The following is a 26,025-nucleotide window of genomic DNA, read 5'->3' on the forward strand; positions in this document are numbered from 1 at the left end:
CAGGACGGCACGCCGCCGTTCGCACGCCAGTGCGGAGGAGCGTCGATGAGCGGCACCACGCCACCCAAGGCGAAGATCGAGCATGCCGACTCCCAGGTGTCCGAAGCCGGGACCTCCGATGTTGGCGACGCGACGCCCTTCGACGCAGGGACCTCGGGCGCCGAGACGATTGAGACCTGGGACGCCGGCCATATGGGCTGCGGCGAGCTCGTCATCCTGCTGCGCGCCCGCCTCAAGGCCATGCCCGGCGGTGTCCTGCGGGTCATCGCCCAAGATGCCGGCGCACCCGAGGACCTGCCTGCCTGGTGCCGCATGACCCGCAACACCCTGCTCCACCATGCCCCCGAAACTCACAGCTTCTGGATCCAGTCGCGAACCGACTGGGCGTGAAGGCAAACACCGAGGAGTGACCCAGGATGCCCGGCAAATTCGTTGTCTCCATCAGCTGCGCCAAGAATGACACGGACAAGGCCACCGTCGGCTTCGTCATCGCCAACGCCGCCGTCGCCTCCGACAAGGAGACCGTCGTGTTCCTGTCCATTGAGGGTACGCGGCTTTCCCAGAAGGGCTATGCGGATGACATCCATGAGGAGGGCTTTGCCCCGCTGAAGGATCTCATGACGAACTTCGCGGCGGCCGGCGGCATCATCTATGTCTGTTCGCCTTGTTTCAAGAAGCGCAGCCTTGACGAGACCAATCTCGTGGACGGCGCGAAGATCGTGGGTGGCGCAAAGCTCGTCGAATTCATGAGCGAGGGCGCGCCCTCCGTCAGCTACTGAGCGCGGGAGGCCCGGCAATGATCCCGGTCCGGATGATGGTGACGGTCTTTCTCGTCGCGGCCCTTGGCTATGCCGGGCTCTCCTTCGCCTTGTTCAAGATGCCTCAGACAGCTCAGGCGGCGGAGGAATGCGGCTTCCTGCCAGACGAGTTCGTCTCCGAAGGCACGCTCACCTATGCGCGCTCGCAAGCCTTCATGGTGAGCTTCGTGCGCAAGGAGGAGTACTTCACCGCTGCCACCCTCGGACTTGCGGCGGCCTTCGCGGCCTTCGCGCTCCGGGTCGGGCGGCGCGCGGGCGGCGCCTCCGCTGGGCTTGCGGCGGGGGGCGGCCTGCTCGCTCTGTCAGCCTTGTGCGTGAGCTGCCTTGCCCCGGTTTTGTCCGTGGTCGGGATCGGTATTGCGGGAAGCCTGCTGGCGGCAGTGCCCAAGGCCCTGCTTTTCCTGAACACACTCCTGTTGACCGGATGGGGCGCGCTTTACCTGTCGCGCCGCGCCACCTCTTGTCCCCTGCCCGCTGTCAGACCAGTTGGCCAATCATAAATCTGGAAGGGAGAACGCCCATGAAGAGGACTGTTGCCGCCGTCGCGTCCGTCATGCTGCTCGCCGCCCCTGCCACAGCGACGGACTACACCACCGTTCTGACACCGGCCAAGCCGGGCTGGCCCCTCGCTCATCCTTTGGCGACGACCGAGATCGCGCCACCGCCCTTCTCGCTTCCCTCCGAACGGGGGGTGAGGCCGGCCTATGTGCCGGGACTTCCCGGCCTGCCCCAAGGCCGCGCGGTAGCCGATGATTTCGGCCGCAAGCCGCTGAAATATGATGGCGTCTTCATCCGCCAGAGCCGGGTCGAGAATGGCGAGGTGGTGATCCCGCCCGGGGGCCTGGCCTATCTGGAGGACACGTGGGGCGGCGAGGTGGCGCTACGGGGCGAGCAGGTGCCCATGCTCGGGCGGCTGCCCACCTATGTGGACTATGACATGACCATTGAGGTGAAGGAAAACGTCACCATTCCGGCCGGCGGAAGCGTCGTCGTCGGCGGGCAGGTCTATCATTACTATGCGACGGTCGGTCACGAGAAGATGGCCAACCACTCGCTCCATGTGCGCACCATCGCGGGCACCGATTGGGAATGGGCCTTCGGCGCGCCGGAGCTCTCCGCCACCGAGACAGGCTGGTGGGGAAACCGCTTCGCACAGCTCTACAATCAAGGTCAGGCGCGGGAGATTTCCGGGCAGAAGCTCGTGTTCGACTGGATGTCCGGCGTCCGCATGGACCGGCTGCTCTTCGCCGAAGAAAAAGTGTTCGCGGGCCTTGCCGGTGCAGGCGAACGCTTCACGGTGGGTGCCCGCACGGTGCAGGTCTCGAACATCGACGAGGCAGCGGGCACGGTGACCCTGGAGCTTCTGGATGGCGGGCAGGTAAAGGCATCCAAGACACTCGGGCCGGTGAAAGCCGACCTCCTCATCGAAGACACGGGCGCCCGCAAGGCTCTGGTGTTCGAGGACGGCGACATGGTGGCCTTCCTCTCACCCTGGCCCAAGGCGTTCGAGGGTGGCAAGGCGAATCTGAAAGTCTATGGCAAGGCGTTCAGTCTCGCCTACGGCACCGACTATGCCGGCGACCCGCGCTATGCGGTCTATCCGGTGGGCTGTCCCACCGGGCACAATTTCGGGTTCATGCTGGTCAACAAGCAGGAAATCCGCCTCAAGCCCGGCATGTCCGTCACCGGCCCAGAAGGCTATTTCAAGGTGGTGGTGGATGCCGTCGATGGCGGCGCCGTAACGGGCTGGCACGTGGAGGACAAGGACGGCAACCGCTCCATCAATCTGGGCGGCCCGCAGGTGGCCAATGTGGACCTGGTGCTGGGCCAGGGCCGTGTTGCGGGGCAAGCCATCCTGAAGGACGTGGGCCGCGCCATGCTCGCGCGCTCCTATGAGACCTCGGCCCGGCTGGAGACTGCTGCGCTTCCCGCCGACCGCAAGGCCCAGGCACCGGCGCCCACTCCCGCGCCCCCTGCCGCTGCCGCGGCGCCCGTCGCCGCGGCCCATCCGGTGGCGGCCAGCCTTTCGCCAGCGCTCACCATCGCCGTCGGCATTCTCGCCCTCGGGGCAGGTGCCGTCGGCTACGAAATCGGCCGGCGCCGCCGCGCCTGACGCTTGAGATTGCATCGGATCTGACATGACCGCACCCGTCGCGCACCACGACCACTCGCCCGACGTCTCGTTTGACGGCGGCGACCTCGATTGCGGCAATGGCTTGCTGCTGCTGATCCGAAAGCACATCGACCCCTTGCCCCGAGGCGGCCTCCTGGAAATCCTCTCGCGCGAGATCTCCGTCGACGAGGACCTCCCCGCCTGGTGCCGTCTCACCGGCAACGAGTTGGTCTCGTGGACCAAGGCAGAGCGCCAGCGCTCCTTCCTGGTCTGCAAGGGCAAGCTGGCCGAGCGGACGCAGGACCATCGGGTCCCGGCGGCGGCCGTCAGCACTCCTGCCGCTCCGGTCGCCCGCGTAAGGATTCCGGTCACGCCACCACAGATCCCCGCCCTGGCGGTGATGGGCATCGGCTCCTGGCCGCGTCCGCGCTGGATGATCGAGGCCATGCACGCCTATGTGGAAGGCCGGCTCTCCGAGGCGGCCTTCCATGAGACCGCGGACGACGCGGTACGCCTCGCCATCGCCGCCCAGGAAAAGGCCGGCGTCGACGTGGTCACCGACGGAGAACAGCGGCGGGACAGCTATGCCAGCTTCGTCGCCAGCCGCCTCGACAATTGTCAGCTCATTCCCCTCACCGACCTCCTGCCGCTGGTCGATCATCCCGAGGAGTTCGAAGCCGAACTGCGCGCCCTTGATATTCCCGCCGGCGACGTGCGCCATCCGGCGGTCTTCGGGCGGCTTGCCCGCTCCCGGCCCCTGGTTGCCCATGAGGTGGACTTCGCCCGCACGGTGACGCAGAAGCCGGTGAAGGTGGCTCTGCCGGGACCCTACCTGCTCACCCGCACCATGTGGATGGAGTGCATCTCCGATCGGGCTTATGAGAGCCGCGAGGCGCTGGCCGAGGACATCGTGCGGGTGCTGCGTGAGGAAGTCGCCGAGCTGATGGACGCCGGCGCAGCGCTGGTCCAGTTCGATGAGCCGGTGCTTTCCGAGGTGGTCTTTTCCGGCGCCAAGAACAAGCGTTCATTCATGTGCGGCGCGCTGTCGGAATCCTTGGGGCCGGACCATGAACTGGGCTTTGCCCGCGACCTGCTGAACGCCGTCCTCGACGGCGCCCCGCGCACCCGCACCGCGCTGCATGTCTGCCGAGGCAACTGGACGCCGGATGAAAGTGTCGCGCTTGCCGGCAGCTATGCACCGCTTGTGGAGATGCTCGCGCAGGTGAAGGTCGGCGCCTATCTCCTGGAAATGTGCACGCCGCGGGCGGGCGAGATGGAGATCCTGAAAGCCCTGCCGGAGGCGGCGCGCATCGGCGTCGGCGTCGTCAACCAGAAGGTCGCGCAGGTGGAAGTTGAAGACGCCATCACCGCGCGCATCGCCCATGCCATCGATCTTTTCGGGCGGGAGCGGGTGCTCCTGCACCCTGATTGCGGCTTCGCCACCTTCGCGGACAATCCCATCTGCTGCACCAGCTCGGCGCAGGACAAGCTCACCGCCATCGCCCGGGCCGTGGAGCGTTTTCGCTGATTCCCATAAGCTGAGCTTTATGCCACTTGAAGGGCAAAGCTGCCCTTCTCTTTAAAGACAATCTCTTGTGAGAGCGGGGTGGTGTTGGGCATATCCAGCTGGGAACCACCGGACCAGGACCGGCAAGGTCAAACGTGGTTCGCGGGTCGACTGGCGATTTCCGAGAACTCAAGTCGCAGGCGTTGGCGCAGCCCGCGATGTCTCAAGAAACTTCACTTTTATCCTGCGAAAATACACGCACGAGAAAGATTGCGTAAATTTTTTGTACTGGTTCCTCGGCATCCGCCCATGCTATTGCGGCGCGCGGGATGCTCTGAACATTGCCTATCACCGCCAATAGCAAGAGCATGACGTAAGAGAGACAGTTACTTTTTCTTTCGAGGCTCAAATGGCGCCGCGACGCGTGTCACCCATCAAGGTCAACATCGCTTCGCTTCTGATTTCGTGCGCCTGGTTCTCGGCCGGAACGGCGGAGGCGCAGAACGTTTCGCTTTTCCGAGTGGAAAAGGGAGCGGATGGGAAGGACTGGTATTGGCAGGCGCGGCCGGACGGCAAGAGCGATCCCGTCGATTCCACAGCCGGCGCGCCCGGCGGCGACCTGACTTTGGTCACCACGGTTTCAAATGCTGGAAATCCGGCCAAGTCCACCATTGTTGAAGTGGGTTCAGTGGGCGGAAAGGGGGCGGTGGGCGAGCTCTTTGCCGCAGGGGGCATCTCCGGCTCCACGACCTATTATACGGTCGGCAAGGATGGCGGACGCGGGGGGAACGTGTCCCTTACCCTGAATGGGTCGCTGGTCGGGGATGCAAACCTTACCACTGACACCGCTCTGCTTTCCGTCTACTCCATCGGCGGGGACGGGTTCGTTGGACGCGATGGACCGTCTGGCCCAGGAGCGCCCGGCCAAGGCGGGGCGGCAGGCGCGGTGCGGCTCGACCTCAGCGCAACGGTCAGCACCACGGGCGATCATTTTGGCGGGGTATGGGCCAAGTCTCAGGGCGGCCAGACCGGGCGGAACGTGGCAGATGCATGGGCCATCGGCGTCTCCACGGCGAATGCGAGCAAATATCCCGGTGCAAATGGCAATATGGTCACCGTCAGCCTGACCAAAGATGCGGTCGTCAGCACGCACGGGAGCTACGCACCTGGCGTTATCGCTGAATCCATCGGCGGCGCCGGCCTCGATGGCGGAACCTACCGGAACATCCTGCCCGGCGCCGGCCAGGGCGGGGCCGTGTCCTTCACCAATGAAGGGAAGATCGTCACAGACGGCACGACCTCCACTGGGGTACTTCTGCAATCCGTCGGCGGGCGAGGCGGCCGGCAAGTGGTCCAGGCCCCCTCGGGTGACTATAGTGGGGAGGCCGGTGGCGGCGCCGGCGGCAATGCCGGCAATGGCGGGACCGTCACCGCGCGCCAGGCGGGATCCATCGAAACCAAGCAGGATTACTCCTTTGGCCTCGCTGCCATGTCCATGGGCGGGGTGGGCGGCGACGCCGCGCGCGCCACCGGCGGCCGCCCCGGCGGAAACGGCGGCGCGGCAGGCAATGGCGGGCGCGTCGACGTTCAGCAGGTTGGCGATATCACCACCCGGGGCGAAGGCTCAGTGGGCGTTCTCGCACAAAGCCTCGGCGGCGGCGGAGCTGTCAGCGCCTTTCAGCGCGCCGACATCAAGCCTGGAGCGGTGAGCGGCGGAGGCGCTGGCGGGGGCAGCTCGTCCGCATTCTGGCCGGCGGGCGAAGGCGGCACGGGCGGCGCGGGCGGTCAGGGCGGTACCGTCACCGTGGTGAATGACGGCACGATCCTGACCGAGGGCAATTCGGCCATCGGAATGCTCATCCAGAGCGTCGGCGGCGGCGGCGGCGCGGGCGGCGGCTCAAAGAGCGTTTTCAGCATTCTGCTCGGCACGGCGGCGGGCGGCGCCGGCGGCGGCGGCGGAGATGGCGGCCTCGTGCAGGTGAACGCGTCGTCCGCGGGCGTCCTGGGTCAGAACGTGCTCCCGTCCATCACCACCAAGGGAAATTCCGCCAGCGGCATTGTTGCGCAAAGCGTGGGCGGCGGCGGCGGCGCGGGTGGCGCTGCCCAGGCCGGCACGGCGGGGCTTGTCGTCTCATTGTCCTATGCCGTGGGCGGAGCAGGCGGCAAGGGAGGCGCCGGCGGTTCCGTCCTGGTGGACAACACGTCCATCATCACCACGTCCGGCAAAGAATCCCACGGCATCGAGGCGCGCAGCGTTGGAGGCGGCGGGGGCCGGGCCGGTGATGCATCCGCGCAGGCCGTCGCGGCTTCGCCTCCCAGCACGGAAGCCTTCAGCATCACCTATGCGGTGGGCGGCAGCGGCGGCGACGGTGGCGCGGGCGGGACGGTCTCGGTCATCAACGCGTCCAACATCACCACGTCCGGGGAAAAGTCCTACGGAATCCTCGCCACCAGCATCGGCGGCGGCGGCGGCAACGCTGGCGCCGCTTCAGCGATCTCCGACGTCGCCGGCGTGTTCCACAATGTCAGCATCGCCGTCGGGGTCGGCGGCAGCGGGGGCGGCGGTGGCCATGGCGATCTGGTGGACGTGGCGAACCTGAAGTCCATCGAGACGAAGGGGGCCTTCTCCGCGGGCATCATGGCGGTGAGCATCGGCGGCGGGGGCGGCGATGGCGGCACAGGCAGTGCCTCCGGCAAGAAGGGGGTGACGACGGACAATCAGATCGCCTCCGTCTGGGCGGAGTCCCTGCCGATCGCGGACGTGGTGGCCTACAAGGTCGCCATTGGCGGGTCCGGCGGGTCCGGGGGCGATGGGGGGCTGGTCCTCGTCAACAATGCCGCCTCAATCCAGACCTGGGCCAACGAGTCCAAGGGCATCGTCGCCCAATCCATCGGCGGCGGCGGCGGCAATGGCGGCGGCTATATCAGCGGTGGCGGCGGCGAGTTCGCTCGCAGCTTGTCGCTCGGCGGGTCTGGCGGCAATGGCGGCGCGGGTGGGAAGGTCGATGTCGCCAACGCCGCCGGTGCGACCATAAGAACCCACGGCGACGGCTCGGCCGCGATCTTTGCCCAGAGCATTGGCGGTGGCGGTGGCAGCGGCGGCTCCATGTCTGGCGCCAAGAAGGCCGTGTCGGTTCCGAAGACCGCGCAGGCCACGACCGATGCGGTGCTGCAAATTGCGGACGAGATCTTCAAGGTCAACAAGACCCTGGTGTCACAGGCGCCCGGCGCCGGGCTTGATCTTGAGTTCTTCCAGAAGAAGGGCACGCAACAGGAGCAGGTCCAGGAGGCCAAGAAGGTCATCGAGGCTTTCAAGGCGGCTTGGGATTCCGTGAAAGCGGATCTGAAGAAGAACGAAGAGATCAGAAAAGAGAACAAGGAGCGGGAGGCGAAAGGCCTTGAGGCCCTGCCTGAAATTCCCGTCCCCCTTACGATCGCGAAGGCCTTCTACGAGTCCAACAAGCAAGCCTTCCTGGAGCGCGTGAAAAGCCAGTTCACCGAGGGGGTGAAATCCGGCATTCAGGAACTGATCGGCAAGGCACCCGATGGAACCAAAAGTCCGGTTTCGGTCAGCCTGAGCATTGGCGGCAGCGGCGGCAAGGGAGGGGCCGGGGGAGACCTGGATGTGCGCAACGCGGGCCTTCTCGCGACGGAGGGCAATGTCTCCTACGGCGTTTTCGCCCAGAGCATCGGCGGGGGTGGTGGCGCCGGCGGCGGTGGCGTGACCAACGGTTCGAACTTCTACAATATTGGCTTGTCGATTGGTGGCAGCGGCGAGGCGGGTGGCACTGGCGGGTCGGTCCAGGTGACGAACTCCGGCGAGATCGTGACGCTGGGTGGCGGTTCCTTTGGCGTCTTCGCGCAGTCCATTGGCGGCGGCGGCGGGGTCGGGGGCGGCGCTGCAAACACCGATGCGGTGGCCTCCGTGACTGCGACGGTCAATGTGGGCGGAGCAACCGCAGCCACCTCCAATGGCGGCAGCGTGACGGTCCGGAACACCGGTCACCTCGCCACCTCGGGACAGGAAGCCCATGCCATCGTGGCGCAGAGCATTGGCGGCGGCGGCGGCGCCTATTTTCTGGACCGCAAGTCCCCGATCTCGGCCGAGCTTCTTGTGACGTCCCAGGACGCTTATGATGCCCTCATCAAGGCCAACGATATTCTGAAAGACTTCGGGCTTGGCGCGATCGGTGAATATAGCCAAGCTGATCGCTCCTGGACCTCGATCCTCCCCCCCGTAACTGCGTCGGCGAATATTGGCGGGCGCGCCCTATCGGGGAGCGAAGGAGAGGGCAAGAATGGCGGAGCGGGCGGGGCCGTGGTCGTGCGCCATTCAGGCACCATAGAGACGTCTGGTCTGGGGGCCTTCGGCATCTTTGCCCAGTCCATCGGGGGCGGCGGCGGCTTTGGCGCTCATGCCATGGCGGCAGAGGAAATCGTGCGCAACACGGTGCTTGGCGGAACTTCCGGCACCACGGGCAATGGTGGGACCGTCACGGTCCAACTGAGCAACAACTCCGTGATCAAGACCTCCGGTGCGGGGGCCACCGCCGTGTTCGCGCAGTCCATCGGCGGAGGTGGCGGCTATGCGGGAGCGGGGACAGGAACCGTGACGCTCGCCAGTCCCACCGAATGGACCAAGTGGCTTCCTCCCCTTCTGAGCTATGGAGATCCCTTCGGCGACTATAGTGACGGCATCTGGATCTCCGGCAAGCACGGTGCCACGGGGGATGGCGGATCGATCTATATCCAGTCCGCCAATGATGTCACCGGGAGCAAGTTCACCATTGCCACCACCGGCGAGCGGGCACACGGCATCTTCGCGCAAAGCTTGGGGGGTGGAGGCGGTGCCTGGTTCAATGTGGATGGCGGCAATCTTCCCACAACCAATTCCAGCGCGAGCCGGGACAGCCTGATGAAAGGGGTCGGCGGAGCCATCCGTCTCGACACCAACGGCTCCATCACCGCCACAGGCAGGGACTCCTACGCCATCTTCACGCAATCCGGCGTGCAGAAGGCGGACGGTTCGATCGATTCCAAGCGGGAGGTCCGGACCGATCTCTACCAATACGGCACCATGATCTTTCACAAAGGGACACTGTGGGGCGGATCCGGCGCGGGAGCGGCCATCCGCATGGATGGCGGCCACCGCAACTATGTCAGGCTTGAATCCCTTGATCCAGAAAGCATGGTGGGAGCCGCCTCAGGAAAGGCCATCATTGGCTCCTTCGGCACGGACATCATCGATAATTACAGCCGTGTGATCGGCGACATTGATCTTGGAACGGCATTGTCCGACCCGAACGAATTTCGCACCCGCGCTGGAGGCACCTACCAGAGCCTGGAGGGCACCGGGACCATCAAGCTCGGGGCGGGTGGCGAGTTCTATAATGATGGCGTTGTGACCATCGGAGGCATCGGCACGTTCGGGACCCTTCTGGTCCAGGCGAAGCAGTTCCGCCAGACCAACAACGGCACCTTGCTCGTGGACGTTACCTCAAGCCCAACGCCAGGGGCATCCAAAAGCGACCTGCTCAGGCTCACGGCTCCCGACGGTGTGAATACCGCTCCCGCCATTCTGCTGGCGGGCGGCATGAAGGTGAATGTGGTGGGCAACCTGAAGCCGGAAGAGTTCAAGGTCATCTCCACCACCGGCACCATTTCCGGACCGGTCTTCGCGGGCAGCGCGAACAGCCTGGCCCCCTTCGCCTGGGAGACGCGGCTGGCCGGTGCGCAGGGACAGTCCAACGGGTCGCAGGACCTCTACATCAAGCCGGTGGCGAGGTTCGGCACACCAGCGGGCGCGTCGATCACGCCGACCGAGCAAGCCGCCATGCGCTCCCTGCAAAACACCTGGAACGCGGGGACCGTCGACGACAAGATGGCCGAGATGTTCGGCAATCTTGCCCGCGTGACTTCCGTCGAAGACTATCTACAGGCCATCGACACCCTGGCGCCGGAGGAATCCTCCAGCTCGCTCACCACCCAAACCTTGAATGCCCGAACCTCCATGCACGCCGCGCTGAGTTGCCCGGTGTTCGAGGGGTCAAGCACCCTCATGCAGGAGACCGACTGTGCCTGGGCCCGCGTCATCGGGACGTGGACGGATCAGGGCAGTTCCGCGGAAGCGGACGGATACAAGCAGAATGCCCTCACCTATCGCGTCGGCGTGCAGCGGGAGGTGGTGGACAATTGGTTCCTGGGGGCGACGGCAGGCTTCACGCAGTCCTGGTTGAACGGTTCGGACAGCCTGTCCTCCGCAACGGGCAACGCCGCGGACGCCGCCATCTCCCTCAAGCATCAGGTTGGACCCTGGCTGTTCGCCTTGTCCGGCCATCTGGGCTTCGGCAATTATCGCACCACCCGGACGATTGATGTGGGCTCGGACCTGGACCAAACGCAAGGCACGGCCAATGTACTCACCGCCGCCGGTCGCTTCCGCGCCAGCTACGAGTTTGCCTTCTCCGATTGGTATGTGAAGCCTTACGCCGACTTCGATCTGCTCTATACCTACATGCCCGCTTATGAGGAGCAGGGTATTGGGACAACACTCGACTTCTCGTCGGCGAGCCAAGTCAACTTTGCCTTCAGTCCGAATCTGGAAGTGGGCGGGCGGGTCGACCTTTCGCCCAGCCTGTGGCTTAGGCCCTATGGGTCGGTCGGCATGACCTTCTTCGCGAAAGACGCCATGCCAGTCTCCGTCAGTCTTTCCGACGCGAGCCATAATGATGATTTCACGACCTATGTCGCGATCCCATCCACGCTCGTCAATCTGGCTGCGGGCATCCAGCTCTTCGACACCCGGGGTTACGAAATCCGCGCCGAATACAAAGCCGACATTGGCAACGACTACCTCTCCCAGGAACTGAGCGCCCGCTTCGCCGTGCGCTTCTGACGGCTTGCGGTGGCTTGGGTGCAGGACGTGGGGTCAAGGCACGACCCAGCCATCGGCGACTGCCATGCAGCACGAAGCGATGCGCTTCCGCGTCTGTGCCAGGACCGCCGCTCAGCTGTGAAGCCGCACCCTGTTTTCCTGCCCAAAAGGGCGAGTTTCCATAACTCACGGCCACGGTGAGGCTGGTGCGCACGTGACCCGGTCTTGAAGGGAAATAGACATTCCCGGGGTCTTGCGGGTCACGAATAAATGTGACACTCATAGTGTCATGAGTATCTCAACAGTGTCACAAACAGGCCGTGTGTCCCTGCGTGACGAGCAGGCGAAGGTCACGCGCGAGCGCATCCTTGAGGCGGTGAGGGCGATCTTCGAAAGGGATCCTGACGCTGCCTTTTCGTTTGACGATCTCTCAAAGGAAGCGGGCGTCAGCAGGCGCACGATCTTCCGCTATTTCAAGGACAAGGACGCGCTTCTCGACGCCTTTCTCTCGCGCACGAACGAGCAGCTGGGTGTCCCCGTCTGGCCGGCCTGCGAGTCCGATCTCGTCGAATTGCCGCCCAACCTGTTCGAGGCCCTCGAGCGCAATAGCGGCACGGTGCACGCGCTGAACGTGTCTGTTGCCGGCCGTGAAGTCCGGCTGAGGGACAACAAGGCGCGCCAAGCTGCATTTCGCAAGAGTCTGAAGAACGTCAGCAAGCATTTGAGCCCAAAGGAGGCGGCCTATCTGGAAGCGGTGGTCCATCTGCTGTTCACGACATCGGCGTGGCAGATCATGAAGGACCACTGGAATCTGGAAGGCCGGGAAGCGGGCGAGGCATCAGCCTGGGCCATCCGCCTTCTGCTGGAAGCGGCACGCCACAAAACGTCGAAGCTGGAACGGGTGAAGACCGATCCTTCGGACCGCTGAACCGGGATTATGACATCTGAAGCGCACTCCGCTCAGACCGAACACATGTAAACAGTAGATCGACGCATCTTTTCAATGAAAGAGGGGCCTACCGAGCATCTTCCATCGCGTTACGACGCTGTGTGCTTGGTTCCCACTTTAAAAGCTCAATGACGCGCAAGTCGTCACGCTTCCGGCCGTACGCGGCCACCCAAAAATACCTTCCAGGAGAACAACATGGCTCTGACACGGCGCTCTGCCCTGAAGATGTTGGCCAGCGGATCCATTGGCCTCGGCGCAGCGGTCCACGGCGAGATGCCGGCCTTCGCGCAGGCAAAGCCCAGCACGATCCGCGTCGCGATGAGTGCCAGCGATATACCGCTCACCACTGGCCAGCCCAGCCAAGGGGTGGAAGGCATCCGCTTCATTGGCCTGACCGTCTATGATGGACTGACACGCTGGGACCTCTCCAGAAGCGATGTCGCCTCTGAAATCGTTCCCTCCCTCGCAGAAAGTTGGGAGATCAATTCGCAAGACAGGCGCGTCTGGACCTTCCGGCTACGCAAGGGAGTGAAATTTCACGACGGTTCTGACTTCAATGCCGATGCGGTGATCTGGAATTTCGAGAAGTTGCTTAACAAGAGCGCCGCCCAATTCGACCCGGCTCAAGCCAGCCAGGGCAGCCTCTACACAGGCAGCCTCGCCTCATGGCGCAAGATTGACGACCTTACTGTGGAGATCACCACCCGCGTCCCCGATGCTGTGCTGCCCTACGGGCTCGCCAATGTGTTTATGTCCAGCCCTGCGCAGTGGGAAGCCGCGGGCAGGAATTGGGGCAAGTTCGCCGAGCAGCCCTCGGGAACCGGGCCTTGGAAGCTCACCTCCTTCAAGCCGCGCGAGCGCGCCGAACTGGTGCGGAATCCGGATTACTGGGACAAGGCGCGCATCCCAAAGGCCGATCGCCTGGTTCTGCTTCCGATGCCTGATGCAAATGCCAGGGTGGCCGCACTGCTGTCCGGGCAAGTGGACTGGGTCGAGGCGCCTCCGCCGGATTCAATCCCCCGCCTGAAGCAGAGCCAGATGCAGATCGTGACGAACGTATATCCTCATGTCTGGCCCTACATGCTGAGCTTTGAAGAGGACTCCCCCTTCAAGGACATTCGCATCCGCAAGGCCGTGAACCTCGCCATCGACCGGGAGGGCCTCGTCACGCTGCTGAGCGGTCTGGCGGCGCCGGCCAAAGGGATGGTCAATCCTGACCATCCCTGGTTCGGCAAGCCCAGCTTCGACATCGTCTATGACCCCGATGCGGCACGCGCGCTGGTCAAGGAGGCCGGCTACAGCCAGTCGATGCCACTCAAGGTCAGGATCATCATCGCCCCCTCGGGGTCTGGGCAGATCCAGCCCATGCCCATGAACGAGTTCATCAAGGAGAACCTGCGCGACGTCGGCATCGATGCGGAGTTCGAGGTGCTGGACTGGGAAGCCCTGCGGACGCGTCGCCGCCTGGGCGCAGGTGCGCCCGAAAACAAGGGGCGTGCCGGCATCAACAATTCCTGGGCCTTCTGGGATCCGGACATCGGCCTGATCGGCCCCTCAACCGAGTTCATGAAGGCCACGGGCTTCAACTGGGGCAACTACCGCAACCCGGAGGCGGAGCGCCTGGGGAAAGCTGCGAAAGAGGAATTCGATCCAGCCAAGCAAAACGCTCTTCTCGCGCGCCTTCACGAAGTCATCGTGAACGATTCCATGTGGATCTGGGTGGTCCATGACCTCAATCCACGCGCCCTGGCGCCGGGGGTCAAGGGCTTCGTGCAGGCGCAAAGCTGGTACCAGGACCTCACGCCGGTGACTGTCAACTAAAGCAGAGGCGAGATCACGCCGATGTTCATCTATGCGCTGCGCCGCATCCTGTTTACCGTTCCGATTGCCCTTGGCGTTTCAATCGTCTGCTTCGGGCTGATCCATATTTCTCCCGGCGATCCGCTCTCGGCTGTCCTGCCCGAGGGCGCGTCCCCTGAGATGATCGCCCAGGTGAGGGAAGCATACGGCTTCGACCAGCCACTGGTGGTGCAGTATCTCAAGTGGCTGGGCCTCGTCCTGCACGGCGACTTCGGCCTTTCCATCGTGAACCGGCGGCCTGTTCTCGACGAGGTGATGACCGCCGCCGGCAACACGTTGATCCTGGGCGGCGCCGCAATTGCGATGGGCTTCGTGGCTGGGACAGCAATGGGGCTCATCGCCGGCTACGCCGCAGGAACGGCGAAGGACAAGGTGGTCACGGCCGTTGCCATTTCAGGAGTCTCGATCCCACACTATTGGCTCGGCATCGTCCTGGTGATCATCTTCGCCGTGAACCTGAACCTGCTGCCCGCTACGGGAATGGGGAGCAGCGGCACCGGCGGATTCACCCTGGACTGGGCTGGCATCCGGCATCTCATCCTGCCAGCCGTGGCCCTGGCGGTCATTCCCGGCAGCATCATCGCGCGGTCCGTGCGTGGCACGGTCGCCGACGTCCGCAAGCAAGAGTTCGTGCAGACACTCACCGCCAAGGGCCTGCCGCCACGGCGCATCTTCGTCCACATCGTGCGGAATGCCCTTCCCTCCGTGCTGGCCATCATGGGGCTTCAGCTCGCCCAACTTCTCGGCGGCTCGATCCTGGTTGAAACCGTATTCGCATGGCCGGGGACCGGATTTCTGCTGAACAATGCAATCTTCAGCCGAGATCTTCCCGTTCTGCAGGGGACCATACTGACCCTCGCCATGATCTTTGTGGTCGTGAATCTTCTCATCGACATCGCGCAAGCGATGGTCGACCCTCGCATCAAGCGGTCCTGAGATGAGCACCCTCGCAAGCGCCAAGGCCGATCTCATCGCCGTGGGCCGGCGGCCTCCCTCCCGGAGCTTCTGGAACAATGTGGGGCGTCGCCTCCTGCGCGATCCCGTCACCATGGTCTGCGCCGCTATTATCCTGGCGATCACCCTGGCCGCGCTTTTCGCCCCCTACATCGCGCCTCATGATCCCTATCGCACCAGCATGGTGCGGCGGCTGCTCCCCATCGGCTCGCCCGGCTACCTGCTCGGCACCGATGAACTGGGACGCGACATCCTCTCCCGGCTGATCTGGGGTGCCCGCCTGTCCCTGGTCATGGGCATATCGCCGGTCGTCATCGCCACGGCAATCGGCGGTCTCCTGGGCGTCATCGCGGGTTATGCGGGCGGTGTCTGGAACATGGTCATCATGCGCGTGATCGATGTATTCTATGCGTTTCCCTCCGTTCTCCTGGCGGTTGCGATTGCTGGGGTGCTCGGGGCGGGCCTTGGCAATACGATCTTCTCGCTCGTCCTGGTCTTTGTGCCCTCGCTCGCGCGTGTGGCGGAAAGCATCACCATACAGATCCGCGGCCAGGACTATGTGGAGGCGGCGCTGGCCACCGGAGCTTCCGATTGGAGGGTGGTGCGCGACCACATCATTCCAAACGTGTCCGCGCCCATCATCTCCTACGCCTCGAGCCTCATCAGCGTCTCCATCGTGCTGGCCTCCGGCCTGTCCTTCCTTGGACTTGGCGTGACGCCCCCGGAACCGGAATGGGGGCTGATGCTCAATGCGCTGCGGCAGGCGATCTATGTCGCGCCGACCAATGCGATCCTCCCCGGTCTGATGATCTTCATTACGTCGATGTGCTTCAACCTCATGAGTGAGGGGCTGCGCGCCGCAATGGATGTCAAGCAATAGAGCCATGGCCATGCGCTTCAATATTCGCAAGACGCTCGAAGATACGCCCATAGAGCAGGACAATTCTCACCGTGATGGCGTTTCGCCTGTCGAGCCGATCCTCGCCGTGCGCGGGCTACGCAAGCATTTTCCCATCAAGGGCGGACTGCTGGGACGACCGCAGGCCTGGGTGCAGGCGGTGGACGGCGTCGACTTCCAGGTCGCGGCCGGCGAGACGCTCAGCATCGTCGGCGAGTCCGGCTGCGGCAAGTCGACGACTGCGCGCCTGCTCATGCACCTGGTCGTGCCCGATAGCGGGCAAGTGGTGCTTGCCAATCATGTCGTCGGGGACCCTACAGGCATCAGCGTGCGCGAGGCGCGGCGCAGGATGCAGATGGTGTTTCAGGATTCCCACGCCTCACTGAACCCGCGCCTGACGATCGAGGATTCCATTGCGTTTGGCCTGAGGGCAACGGGCGCCGCCGGCGCTGAGGCGAAGGCCCAGTCCCGCCGGGCGCTAGACATGGTGGGGCTGACGCCGGCGATGTTCGCGCAGCGCTATCCGCACGAGCTTTCTGGCGGCCAGCGCCAACGGGTCAACATCGCCCGCGCGCTGGCTCTCGAACCCGACATCCTCATCCTCGATGAATCCGTGTCCGCGCTCGATAAGTCACTTGAGGCGCAGATCCTCAACCTGCTTGAGGAATTGAAGGCCCAGCTCGGGCTCACATATATTTTCATTTCGCACGACCTATCGGTTGTTCAGTATATCAGCGACCGCGTCCTCGTAATGTACCTTGGAAAGGTCGTTGAAATCGGTCCGGTTGGCCGATTGTATGAACAGCCCAGCCATCCCTATACGGAGGCGCTGCTCGCCTCGCGGCCGACCCAGAACCCGCGCCTGCGCCGCAGCGCTCCCCCGCTCACGGGCGATCCGCCCAATCCGATCTCACCCCCGAGCGGTTGCCGGTTTCGCACCCGCTGTCCCCTGGCGCGCCGGATCTGCGCCGAACACGTTCCAAAGCTCGCGCCGGTGTCGAACGCCAGCGGCCATGTGGTGGCCTGCCATGCGCGGCAAGCGAACTCCCAGTACGAGGCGAGCGCAGCGTGACAATCCTCTCCACCCCGTCCCTGGCCCCCGTCGTCGTCGTGGACGATCTGTATGTCAGGTTCGTCTCCCGTGATCTCGACCTGCCGGTGGTGAGCGGCGTGTCGTTCACCCTCCATCCGCATGAAACGCTATGCCTCCTGGGCGAGTCGGGATCGGGCAAGAGTGTCACCATGCGCGCCTTGATGCGCCTTCTTCCGGACACGGCGCGACTGACGGGGCGGGTGGTGGTGGATGGTCAGGACGTGCTGCGGCTCGACGAGCCGGGGCTGCGCGGCTTGCGCGGCCGAAGCGTGGCGATGATCTTCCAGGAGCCCATGACGGCGCTGGACCCGGTCTTCACTGTCGGGCGACAAATCGCCGAGACCGTGGTCTGCCACGAGGGCTTGTCCTATGGCGCAGCCGACCGACGTGCGCTGGAGCTCCTGGAAATGGTGCAGGTGCCCTCGGCCCGCCGGAGGCTGGCGGCTTATCCTCATGAACTTTCGGGCGGATTGCGTCAGCGCGTCATGATCGCGATGGCACTGGCCTGCCGCCCGAAGGTGCTGCTTGCCGACGAGCCGACCACGGCGCTCGACGCCACGGTCCAGATCCAGATCCTGCTCCTGCTGCGCGAACTTCAGAAGGAGCTTGGCATGGCGACGATCATCGTCACGCACGATCTCGGCGTCGCGTGCGAAACGGCCGATCGCGTCGCCGTCATGTATGCCGGCCGCTTCGTGGAGACCGGGCCCGTTGAGGCGCTGATGGATGAGCCCCGTCATCCCTACACGCTCGGCCTGCTGAACGCGACGGTGCACGGCCAGCCCAGGGGCACGCGGCTGAAGACCATTGCGGGCGCGCCACCGGATTTGGCCGCCCTTCCACGAGGATGCAGCTTCGCACCCCGGTGCGTAGACGCGTTCGATGTCTGCGCCTCGGACGCCCCGCGCGCGCTGGGTGTGGGGGAGCGTGCCGTCCGGTGCCACAAATATGATGAACGCGTAACACTCGAAGCTCCCATGAGCCACATCCCCCCGCCCTGAAACGCTGTGGCGCCCCACCGCCCGGGGAGGATCGTGTTGGTCCACTCCCAGGGGATCGCCCCCTCGTCCACTCCCCTCATCGCCCCCCCCCTCAAGAACAGACACCTGGCTGGACCTGGAATGCAGGCCAGCGGAACGGGATGCCCCATGACAAATATCGACACCGAGCGCTTCTTGCAGGACCTGGACACGCTGCGCCAGATCGGCCGCTTCAACGAGACCGGCGTGCATCGCCCCACCTTCAGCGACGACGACATGGAAACCCGCCGGTGGCTCGTGCGGGAGATGGAAGCGATCGGGCTTGAAGCCACCCTCGACGGCATCGGCAATGTGCTCGGCCGCAAGACAGGGCCGGGTCCCTTCGTTCTGGTCGGCAGCCACCTGGAGACGCAGAACCATGCCGGTTGGCTCGATGGGGCCCTCGGGGTCGTAGCGGCGCTGGCACTCGCCCGCGCTGGCCTGCCCGTCGATGTCTGTGCCTATTGTGACGAGGAAGGGCATTTCGGCGACTTCATCGGGTCGCGTAGTCTTATCGGTCACTTCGCTGAGGCGGACATGGACGCGGCGCGAAACCGGCATGACGGCTCGCCCCTGCGCGATGCCCTGAAGCGGGTGGGACTGGAGGGGCGTCCCCGCCTTCGCCTCGAAAAGGAGCGCTATAAGGGGGCCTATGAACTGCACATCGAGCAGGGCACGCAACTTGAGCGCGCCCGCGATCGCATCGGGGTCGTCACGGGCATCGTCGGTATCCGCCAGTGGAAGATCATCGTCGAGGGAAAGCAGGATCACACCGGCGGAACCACCATGGCCGAACGCAAGGATGCCGGGCTCACGGCCGTGCGCATCCTTGGGGCCATCGATAACGAATTTCCGCGCGTGTGCGGTCCTCGCAGTGTCTGGACTACCGGCAAGATCGCGCTGGAGCCGAATTCGCCACAGATCATTCCGGGCCGCGCGGAGCTCTACTTCTCGTTTCGCGACCTGGACCCGGCCGTCCTGGAGGCGATGGAAAGGTGCCTACGTGCCATCTGCCAGGAGGCCAACCGGCGAGAACGCTGCACCGTCAGGCTAGAGGCAATCGGGCATTCCGAGCCCTCTCCTTGCGATGCGGACATGCAGGACGCCCTGCGCCAGGCGGCGCAGGAGCTGTGCCCGGGGCAATGGCAGGCGCTGCCCAGCGGGGCCATCCACGACAGCCAGATCCTCGCGCGGCTGATGCCGGTTGGCATGCTGTTCGTGCCGTCCATCGACGGGATCAGCCACCACTATCTGGAAGACACGTCGCCGGACGACCTGTGCCTGGGTCTCCAGGTGCTTGCGCGGGCGGTGGAACGGCTTCTGGCGTCCTGACCGGCACGCCCCGAGATGGCGGGCGGAGGCACCGATCGCCCCCATCGGGCCATGCCATCCAGACCCTGCTGGAGAGTAACATGAACGCAATTGAAGCCAGGCTTGCCGCTCTCGGCATCCACCTGCCCACCGGCCCGGTGCCGGTGGCCAATTATGTGCCCTATGTGGTCACGCGGCACCTCTTGGTCGTCTCCGGCCAGATCTGCTTCGGTCCGGACGGGACGTTGGCTGCTGCCCATACGGGAAAGCTCGGCGCGCAGATTTCTGAGACGACAGGCACGGACGCTGCACGGCTCTGCGCCATCAACGTCCTGGCCCAGGCGAAAGCCGCGCTCGGCGGCGACCTCGGCAGAATCAGCCGCTGCATCCGCCTGGGCGGCTTCATCAACTGCGTGCCGGAGTATCCCGGCCTTGCCGTCATCATGAATGGCGCGTCCGACGTGATGGTCCAGGTCCTCGGGGACCTCGGGCGGCACGCACGCTCGACGGTGGGCGTGGCCGAACTGCCCTTGGATGCCGCTGTGGAAGTGGAAGCAATGTTCGAGATTGATTGAGATTGAGGGAAGCCGCAAAGGGCAGGCGGTTCCTCTCCCCTGGAACAGCGTCCCGCCTGTGCTCAGGCGTGGAGGCCGTGGCCGAGCGCAGTTAACGCCGCTTCGTGGAAGGCTTCGCCGAGGGTCGGGTGGGCGTGTACCATCCCCGCCACATCCTCGAGCCGAGCGCCCATCTCGATGGCATCCACGAAGGCTGAGGCCAGTTCGCTCACATGGGCACCCACCGCCTGCACGCCCACCACCACATGGTCCTGCTTGCGGGCTACCACCCGCACGAATCCGGTCTCCGCGCCCAATGTCATCGCGCGACCATTGGCGAGGAACGGAAAGCTGCCGACCACGGTCTCCCCCGCTCCGCCGGCCTCCTCCGGCGACAGGCCGACGGCGACGATTTCCGGGTCCGTGAAGCAGACGGCAGGGATCGCTGCGGGATCGAAGCGCCGGCGGCGACCGGCGACGATCTCCGCCACCATCTCGCCCTGCGCCATGGCTTTATGCGCGAGCATGGGCTCGCCCACCGCGTCACCAATGGCGAAGACGCCGCGCATGGCGGTGCGGCACTGGTCGTCCACCAGGATGCGCCCGTCTTTGACGTCCACGGCCATCATCTCAAGCCCGAAGCCTTCAAGGCGCGGCCGACGGCCGACGGTGCTCAACACCTTATCGGCGGGGATATCGAGGCGGGTGCCATCCTTCGTCTCCACAAGCAGCGCGCCCCGGTCATGGCCAAGCGCCCGCGCGGAGAGGTGAAGGGCGACGCCGAGGCGCTCCAGCGCGCGGCGCACCGGATCGGTGAGCTTGGCATCATAGAGCGGCAGGATGCGATCCTGCCGCTCCACCACGGTCACGGCGACGCCGAGCTTTGCAAAGGCGATCCCCAGTTCCAGCCCGATATAGCCGGCCCCCACCACCGCCAGCCGGCGCGGCAGCGCGGTGAGCCCAAGCGCCTCGGTTGACGACAGGATATCGCCGCCGAACGGAAGGCCGGGCACCGCCACCGGGACGGAGCCGGTGGCGAGAACAACGGTGTCAGCCGTGATCCTCACGCCCCCCTCGGCCGTCTCGACGGTGCAGGTCTTGGCATCGGTGAACACTGCGCGGCCGGCGAGCACGCGCACCTTCGCCTTGCGCAACAGGGCGCCGACGCCACCAGACAGGCGCGTGACGATGCCATCTTTCCAGGCCACCGCCTTGGGGAAGTCGATGCTGGGCGCACCGGTTCGGATGCCGGCGGGGTCGGTCCCCTCTGCGCCGGCGGTGAACTGGGCGAAACGCGAGGCCGTCTCGATCAGCGCCTTGGAGGGAATGCAGCCGCGCTGAAGGCAGGTGCCGCCGAGCCCCTCTTCGTCCACCAAGAGGGTCTCGATGCCAAGCTGGCCCGCCCGGATGGCGGCCACATAGCCCCCTGGCCCGCCCCCGACGACGAGCAGGCGGGTGGTCAATGCTGTCGTCATATCTCACTCCACAAAGAGGGTGGCGGGCTGCTCGAGAAAGCCCCTCAGCCGCTGCACGAATTCCGCCGCCACGAAGCCGTCCACCACGCGATGGTCGAAGGAGGAGGAGAGGTTCATGATCTTGCGCGGCACGAAGCCGCCAGAGGCGCCGTCCAGATAGACGGGCCGGACCGCGATCTTGTTGACGCCCACGATGGCCACTTCCGGCGCATTGATGACGGGCGTGGTGGCGAGGCCGCCAAGCGCGCCAAGGCTGGTGATGGTGAGGGTGGAGCCGGACAGGTCCTCCCGCGCGCTCCGCCCTTCCCGCGCCGCCTCCGCAAGGGCGGCGATGGCGGACGCGCAGGCCCATAGGTCCAGGTCCTGCGCGTGCCGCAGCACGGGCACAACGAGGCCGGCGGGTGTCTGGGTTGCGATGCCCACATGCAGCGCCGCGTGACGCCGGACGATGCCGGCCTCGTCATCGAAACGGGCATTGAGGCCGGGAAAGTCGGGCAGCGCCTTCGCCAAGGCGCGCACCAGGAAGGGCAGCACCGTCAGGCGCGGACGGGACTTGCCATGGCGGGCATTGAGGGCGGCGCGTAGGTCTTCCAGCGCGGTGACATCCACCTCCTCGATATAAGAGAAGTGGGGAATGCGCCGCTTGGTGTCCTGCATCCGCTCGGCGATGCGCCGGCGCAGGCCGATGACGGGGACTTCTTCCACCTCGTCCTGCGGCGCCGCGAGGGGACGGCGCTCGCCGCCCGCAAGGGCCCGGTCGAGATCGGCATGGGTGATGCGCCCGTCCGGTCCCGTGCCGGCGACGAACTGGAGCGGCAGGCCAACCTCATAGGCCCGCCGCCGCACCGCCGGGGACGCCAGCGGCCGCAGGCCCGGCGCACGGGCGTGTGAAACCGCGGACGGCCCGGGCAAGCCAGCCGGCGCTGGGGCGGATGCGCGCGCGGTGCCGGGGGAGGCGCGGCTCGGGTCCCGGGCGGCATCGGCGGTAGGCTTTGCCGCCGCTGTGGTTGGCGCTTCCAGGGTTTCAGGACGCTCCACAGGCGCGGACGCGGGCGCGGGAGATGGCGCCTCGGCTGGCGCGTCCCCCGGCTGGTCCGTCTCGAACAGCATGAGATCGCAGCCGATGGCCACGGTCTCCCCGGGCGTGGCGTTCAAGGCGACCACGCGGGCGGTGAAGGGGGCTGAGATTTCCACCGTCGCCTTGTCGGTCATCACGTCCACGAGGGGGGCGTCCTCGTGCACGAGATCGCCGGCTTTCACATGCCAGGCGGTGACTTCCGCCGTCGCGATGCCCTCGCCGATGTCTGGCAACTTGAAGGTGATGCGGGCCATGGCTCAGTCCTCCATCACGCGGGCGAGCGCCTCGGCGACGCGGGCGGGGCCGGGGAAATAGTGCCATTCCAAGGCATGGGGATAGGGCGTATCCCATCCGGTGACGCGCACCACCGGCGCCTCCAGGTGGTGGAAGCAATTTTCCTGAACGAGCGCCGACAATTCGCTGCCGAAGCCGCAGGTGCGCGTTGCCTCGTGGACGATGACGCAGCGCCCGGTCTTCTTCACCGAGGCGACGATGGTCTCCAGGTCCACCGGCATGATGGTGCGCAGGTCGATCACCTCGCCATCCAGGCCGCTCATCGCCACAGCGGTGAGCGCCACATGCACCATGGTGCCATAGGCGAGCACCGTGACATCTGCCCCCGGCCGCACCACGGAGGCCTGGCCGAGGGGCACGCGATAGTGGCCCTCCGGTACGTTCGCACGCGGATCGTCAGCCCAGGGCGTCACCGGCTGGTCGTGGCGGCCGTCGAAGGGGCCGTGATAGAGGCGCTTGGGCTCCAGGAAAATGACGGGATCATCATCCTCGATGGCGCTGATGAGCAGGCCCTTGGCGTCGTAGGGATTGGAGGGGATGACAGTCTTCAGCCCACACACATGGGCGAAGATGGCCTCGGGGCTCTGGCTGTGGGTCTGGCCGCCGAAGATGCCGCCGCCATAGGGGGTGCGCACGGTGAGCGGGGCGGTGAACTCGCCGCCGGAGCGATAGCGCAGCCGCGCCGCCTCGGAGATGAGCTGGTCGGTGGCGGGATAGATGTAGTCCGCGAACTGGATCTCCACCACGGGCCGCAGGCCATAGGCGCCCATGCCCACGGCAGCGGCCACGATGCCGCCTTCCGCGATGGGGGTGTCGAACACCCGCTTTCTCCCATGCTTGCCCTGGAGGCCCTGCGTGCAGCGGAAGACGCCGCCGAAAAATCCCACGTCCTCGCCGAACACCAGCACGTCCGGATCCTCGCCCAGCATCACGTCGAGGGCGGAATTGATGGCCTGCACCATGGTCATCGCGCTCATGTCACACCCCAAGCTCCTGGCGCTGGCGCCGCAGGTGCCAGGGCATGTCCTTGAAAACGTCGTCGAACATGGTGGCCGGGCTGTGCATGGGCCCGGATCCCAGCGTGCCCAGCGCCTCGGCCTCCTGCCCGGCGCGGCGCACCTCCTCGCGCGTCTCCTCCACCAGCGCGGCGTGCCGCTCGTCCGACCATTCGCCCAGGCGCGTCAGATGCTGGCGCAGCCGGTCGATGGGGTCGCCCAGCGGCCAGAGGCTTTCCTCGCCCGAAGGCCGGTATTTGCTTGGATCATCACTGGTGGAATGGGCCGAGGCCCGGTAGGTGAAGAGCTCGATAAGCGTCGCCCCCAGATTGGTCCGCGCCCGGTCGGCGGCCCAGCGGGTGGCGGCATAGACGGCGAGGAAATCGTTGCCGTCCACGCGCAGCGCGGGCAGGCCATAGCCATGGCCGCGCGCTGCGAAGGTGGTCGCCTCGCCGCCTGCAATGCCCTGGAAGCTGGAAATGGCCCACTGGTTGTTGACGATGTTCAGCACCACGGGCGCCCGGTAGACCGAGGCGAAGGTAAGCGCATGGTGGAAGTCGGCTTCCGCTGTCGCGCCATCCCCCACCCAGGCGGCGGCGATGCGGTCATCGCCCTTATAGGCCGAGGCCATGGCCCAGCCCACCGCCTGGCTATACTGGGTGCCAAGATTGCCGGAGATGGAGAAGAATCCGGCCTCCTTGCTGGAGTAGAAGACCGGCATCTGCCGGCCCTTGAGGCGGTCTCCGGCATTGGAATAGACTTGGCACATCATGTCGGCGAGCGGCCAGTCGCGCGCCACCAGAAGGCCTTGCTGCCGGTAGGTGGGAAAGCACATGTCGCCGCGGCTGAGGGCAAAGGCCTGCGCCACCGCAACCGCCTCCTCGCCGGTGCATTTCATGTAAAAGGAGGTCTTACCCTGCCTCTGGGCGCGCACCATGCGTTCGTCATAGGCCCGGGTGAGCACCATGGCCCGCAGGCCGCGCCGGAGCGTCTGCGCGTCTAAATGCGGGTTCCAGGCACCGACCGCCCGCCCCTCTTCGTCGAGCACGCGGATGAGGCCGAAGGCAAAGTCGCGAATTTCATGGGCATCCACCGAAATGTCGGGCCTGGGCAGGGCGCCTGCCTCGGGAATGACGACGCCACTGAAGTCCGGCGCCTCGCCGGGACGCCGACGGGGCTCGGGAATGTGAAGGTCAAGGCGGGGAAGATTGCGCGGGGGTTCGTTCATGGGCGACCTCGGAGCGACGGACCTGCGGGGTCAGCAGCGGGGTGGAAGCGCGGGGGCGAGACAGGCGGGTCGATCGCGGGCCGGAAGGCCGCCTGGTTCCGGCCCTTCCGCCTCCGTGGGCACCATCTCGGCCGCCGTGACGCCCACCAATTGGGCGATGCGCACGCCGATGTGCCGCGCTGCCTGGATGCTGGGCGCCTCGAAGGCGAGATGGACGAGAAAGCCGTGCGGCTGCCGCGCAGTCTCCAGTTCCAGCATGGGCACGTCGAGCCGGTTGAGAAGGTCGAGGGCGCGGATCGCGGCGTCCACGCTTTGCACCTCGAGACGGAGACGATATGTCATGGGGCCATCCTCCCGCCCGCATTATCGGTATCGGGAGAGCGTACCGGCTTCTCGCGATAATTTTCTCCTGTTCTTCGGCTCATAAGGTATTTGTTCAGAAAAATTGTCTGCCTTATCAGGAAAAGGCGGATTATTCTCTTCACCCACTCCGGCGCGCAAAAGGCATCCCATGCAGAAGGACAGAGGCCTCGACGAGACCGACCGGCGCATCCTGCGGGCCCTGCGCAAGCAGGCGCGGCTTACCAATAACGAGCTGGCGGAGAAGGTCGGCCTTTCGCCAAGCCCGTGCTGGACCCGCGTCCGCCGGCTGGAAGAGGCGGGCTATATCGAGAATTATGTGGCGGTGCTGAATCAGGCCCAGCTCGGCCTCGGTGATACCGTCATCATCGAGGTGACGCTGGACCGGCATGACGAGGATCTGCTGCAGAAGTTCGGCAAGGCCCTCGCTGACCTGCCAGAGGTTCTGGAGGCATACCTGACCACCGGAGAATACGACTATTTCATCAAGGTGGCCGTGGACGGAACCGCCGGCTATGAACGCTTCCTTCGAGAGCGGCTCTACAAGGTGCCGGGCATCCGCCACAGCCGCTCCTCCTTCGCGCTGAAATGCCTCAAGCGCGAGTTCTCTCCCGCGCCATGAGGGATGGATTGGTGCAGCGGCGG

At 65.4% G+C, this 26,025-nt stretch carries 20 protein-coding genes; 15 read left to right on the forward strand and 5 right to left on the reverse strand.

Annotated elements, in window-relative coordinates; all coding sequences use genetic code 11:
• Positions 1-45: 45 nt before the first annotated feature.
• The 14 genes from PV781_RS02540 (at position 46) to PV781_RS02605 (ending at position 19,971) form a co-directional block, all read left to right on the forward strand.
• A complete protein-coding gene (locus PV781_RS02540; protein WP_274774047.1) occupies positions 46-390 on the forward strand; it encodes a sulfurtransferase TusA family protein in 345 nt (114 codons plus the stop codon).
• A 26-nt stretch (positions 391-416) separates the two neighbouring features.
• Entirely contained in the window at positions 417-779 is a 363-nt protein-coding gene (locus tag PV781_RS02545) for a DsrE family protein (protein WP_274774048.1), read from the forward strand.
• Positions 780-796: 17 nt separating this feature from the next.
• Positions 797-1,318: a hypothetical protein gene (locus tag PV781_RS02550; RefSeq protein ID WP_274774049.1), complete on the forward strand. Its 522-nt coding sequence runs from the start codon at positions 797-799 to the stop codon at positions 1,316-1,318.
• A 20-nt stretch (positions 1,319-1,338) separates the two neighbouring features.
• Complete coding sequence (locus PV781_RS02555) at positions 1,339-2,931, forward strand: hypothetical protein (protein WP_274774050.1); 1,593 nt, start codon at positions 1,339-1,341, stop codon at positions 2,929-2,931.
• A 25-nt stretch (positions 2,932-2,956) separates the two neighbouring features.
• On the forward strand, positions 2,957-4,459 hold the full coding sequence (locus PV781_RS02560; RefSeq protein ID WP_274774051.1) for a 5-methyltetrahydropteroyltriglutamate--homocysteine methyltransferase: 1,503 nt from the start codon (positions 2,957-2,959) through the stop codon (positions 4,457-4,459).
• A 388-nt stretch (positions 4,460-4,847) separates the two neighbouring features.
• Entirely contained in the window at positions 4,848-11,333 is a 6,486-nt protein-coding gene (locus PV781_RS02565) for an autotransporter outer membrane beta-barrel domain-containing protein (RefSeq protein ID WP_274774052.1), read from the forward strand.
• A gap of 301 nt (positions 11,334-11,634) precedes the next feature.
• Complete coding sequence (locus PV781_RS02570; RefSeq protein WP_274774053.1) at positions 11,635-12,240, forward strand: TetR/AcrR family transcriptional regulator; 606 nt, start codon at positions 11,635-11,637, stop codon at positions 12,238-12,240.
• A gap of 216 nt (positions 12,241-12,456) precedes the next feature.
• Entirely contained in the window at positions 12,457-14,082 is a 1,626-nt protein-coding gene (locus PV781_RS02575; RefSeq protein ID WP_274774054.1) for an ABC transporter substrate-binding protein, read from the forward strand.
• 21 nt (positions 14,083-14,103) lie between these two features.
• Positions 14,104-15,057: an ABC transporter permease gene (locus tag PV781_RS02580; protein ID WP_274774055.1), complete on the forward strand. Its 954-nt coding sequence runs from the start codon at positions 14,104-14,106 to the stop codon at positions 15,055-15,057.
• A gap of 1 nt (position 15,058) precedes the next feature.
• Complete coding sequence (locus PV781_RS02585; RefSeq protein ID WP_274774056.1) at positions 15,059-15,955, forward strand: ABC transporter permease; 897 nt, start codon at positions 15,059-15,061, stop codon at positions 15,953-15,955.
• A gap of 4 nt (positions 15,956-15,959) precedes the next feature.
• Complete coding sequence (locus tag PV781_RS02590) at positions 15,960-17,045, forward strand: ABC transporter ATP-binding protein (RefSeq protein ID WP_274774057.1); 1,086 nt, start codon at positions 15,960-15,962, stop codon at positions 17,043-17,045.
• A gap of 20 nt (positions 17,046-17,065) precedes the next feature.
• Entirely contained in the window at positions 17,066-18,067 is a 1,002-nt protein-coding gene (locus PV781_RS02595) for an ABC transporter ATP-binding protein (RefSeq protein WP_274774157.1), read from the forward strand.
• Positions 18,068-18,214: 147 nt separating this feature from the next.
• Positions 18,215-19,417 carry a Zn-dependent hydrolase gene (locus tag PV781_RS02600; protein ID WP_274774058.1) on the forward strand — a complete coding sequence of 401 codons (1,203 nt, stop codon included), beginning with the start codon at positions 18,215-18,217 and terminating at the stop codon, positions 19,415-19,417.
• An 80-nt stretch (positions 19,418-19,497) separates the two neighbouring features.
• A complete protein-coding gene (locus tag PV781_RS02605; RefSeq protein ID WP_274774059.1) occupies positions 19,498-19,971 on the forward strand; it encodes a RidA family protein in 474 nt (157 codons plus the stop codon).
• A gap of 62 nt (positions 19,972-20,033) precedes the next feature.
• Here PV781_RS02605 and lpdA read toward each other — a convergent pair whose 3' ends face one another.
• Genes lpdA through PV781_RS02630 form a run of 5 tightly spaced genes read right to left on the reverse strand, consistent with a single transcriptional unit; the run spans position 20,034 to position 25,362 of the window.
• On the reverse strand, positions 20,034-21,425 hold the full coding sequence (gene lpdA / locus PV781_RS02610; RefSeq protein WP_274774060.1) for a dihydrolipoyl dehydrogenase: 1,392 nt from the start codon (positions 21,423-21,425) through the stop codon (positions 20,034-20,036).
• 3 nt (positions 21,426-21,428) lie between these two features.
• Positions 21,429-22,757: a dihydrolipoamide acetyltransferase family protein gene (locus tag PV781_RS02615; protein ID WP_274774061.1), complete on the reverse strand. Its 1,329-nt coding sequence runs from the start codon at positions 22,755-22,757 to the stop codon at positions 21,429-21,431.
• Positions 22,758-22,760: 3 nt separating this feature from the next.
• Positions 22,761-23,774 (reverse strand): alpha-ketoacid dehydrogenase subunit beta, encoded by a 1,014-nt coding sequence (locus PV781_RS02620; protein ID WP_274774062.1) that lies wholly within the window; start codon positions 23,772-23,774, stop codon positions 22,761-22,763.
• Position 23,775: 1 nt separating this feature from the next.
• A complete protein-coding gene (locus tag PV781_RS02625) occupies positions 23,776-25,020 on the reverse strand; it encodes a thiamine pyrophosphate-dependent enzyme (protein WP_274774063.1) in 1,245 nt (414 codons plus the stop codon).
• A 30-nt stretch (positions 25,021-25,050) separates the two neighbouring features.
• Positions 25,051-25,362: a hypothetical protein gene (locus PV781_RS02630; RefSeq protein WP_274774064.1), complete on the reverse strand. Its 312-nt coding sequence runs from the start codon at positions 25,360-25,362 to the stop codon at positions 25,051-25,053.
• Positions 25,363-25,531: 169 nt separating this feature from the next.
• Between PV781_RS02630 and PV781_RS02635 the strand changes: the two genes are divergently transcribed.
• Positions 25,532-26,002 carry an Lrp/AsnC family transcriptional regulator gene (locus PV781_RS02635; protein ID WP_274774065.1) on the forward strand — a complete coding sequence of 157 codons (471 nt, stop codon included), beginning with the start codon at positions 25,532-25,534 and terminating at the stop codon, positions 26,000-26,002.
• The last annotated feature ends 23 nt before the right edge of the window (positions 26,003-26,025 follow it).

This window comes from Aquabacter sediminis, from assembly GCF_028863665.1.
GTDB lineage: Bacteria > Pseudomonadota > Alphaproteobacteria > Rhizobiales > Xanthobacteraceae > L1I39.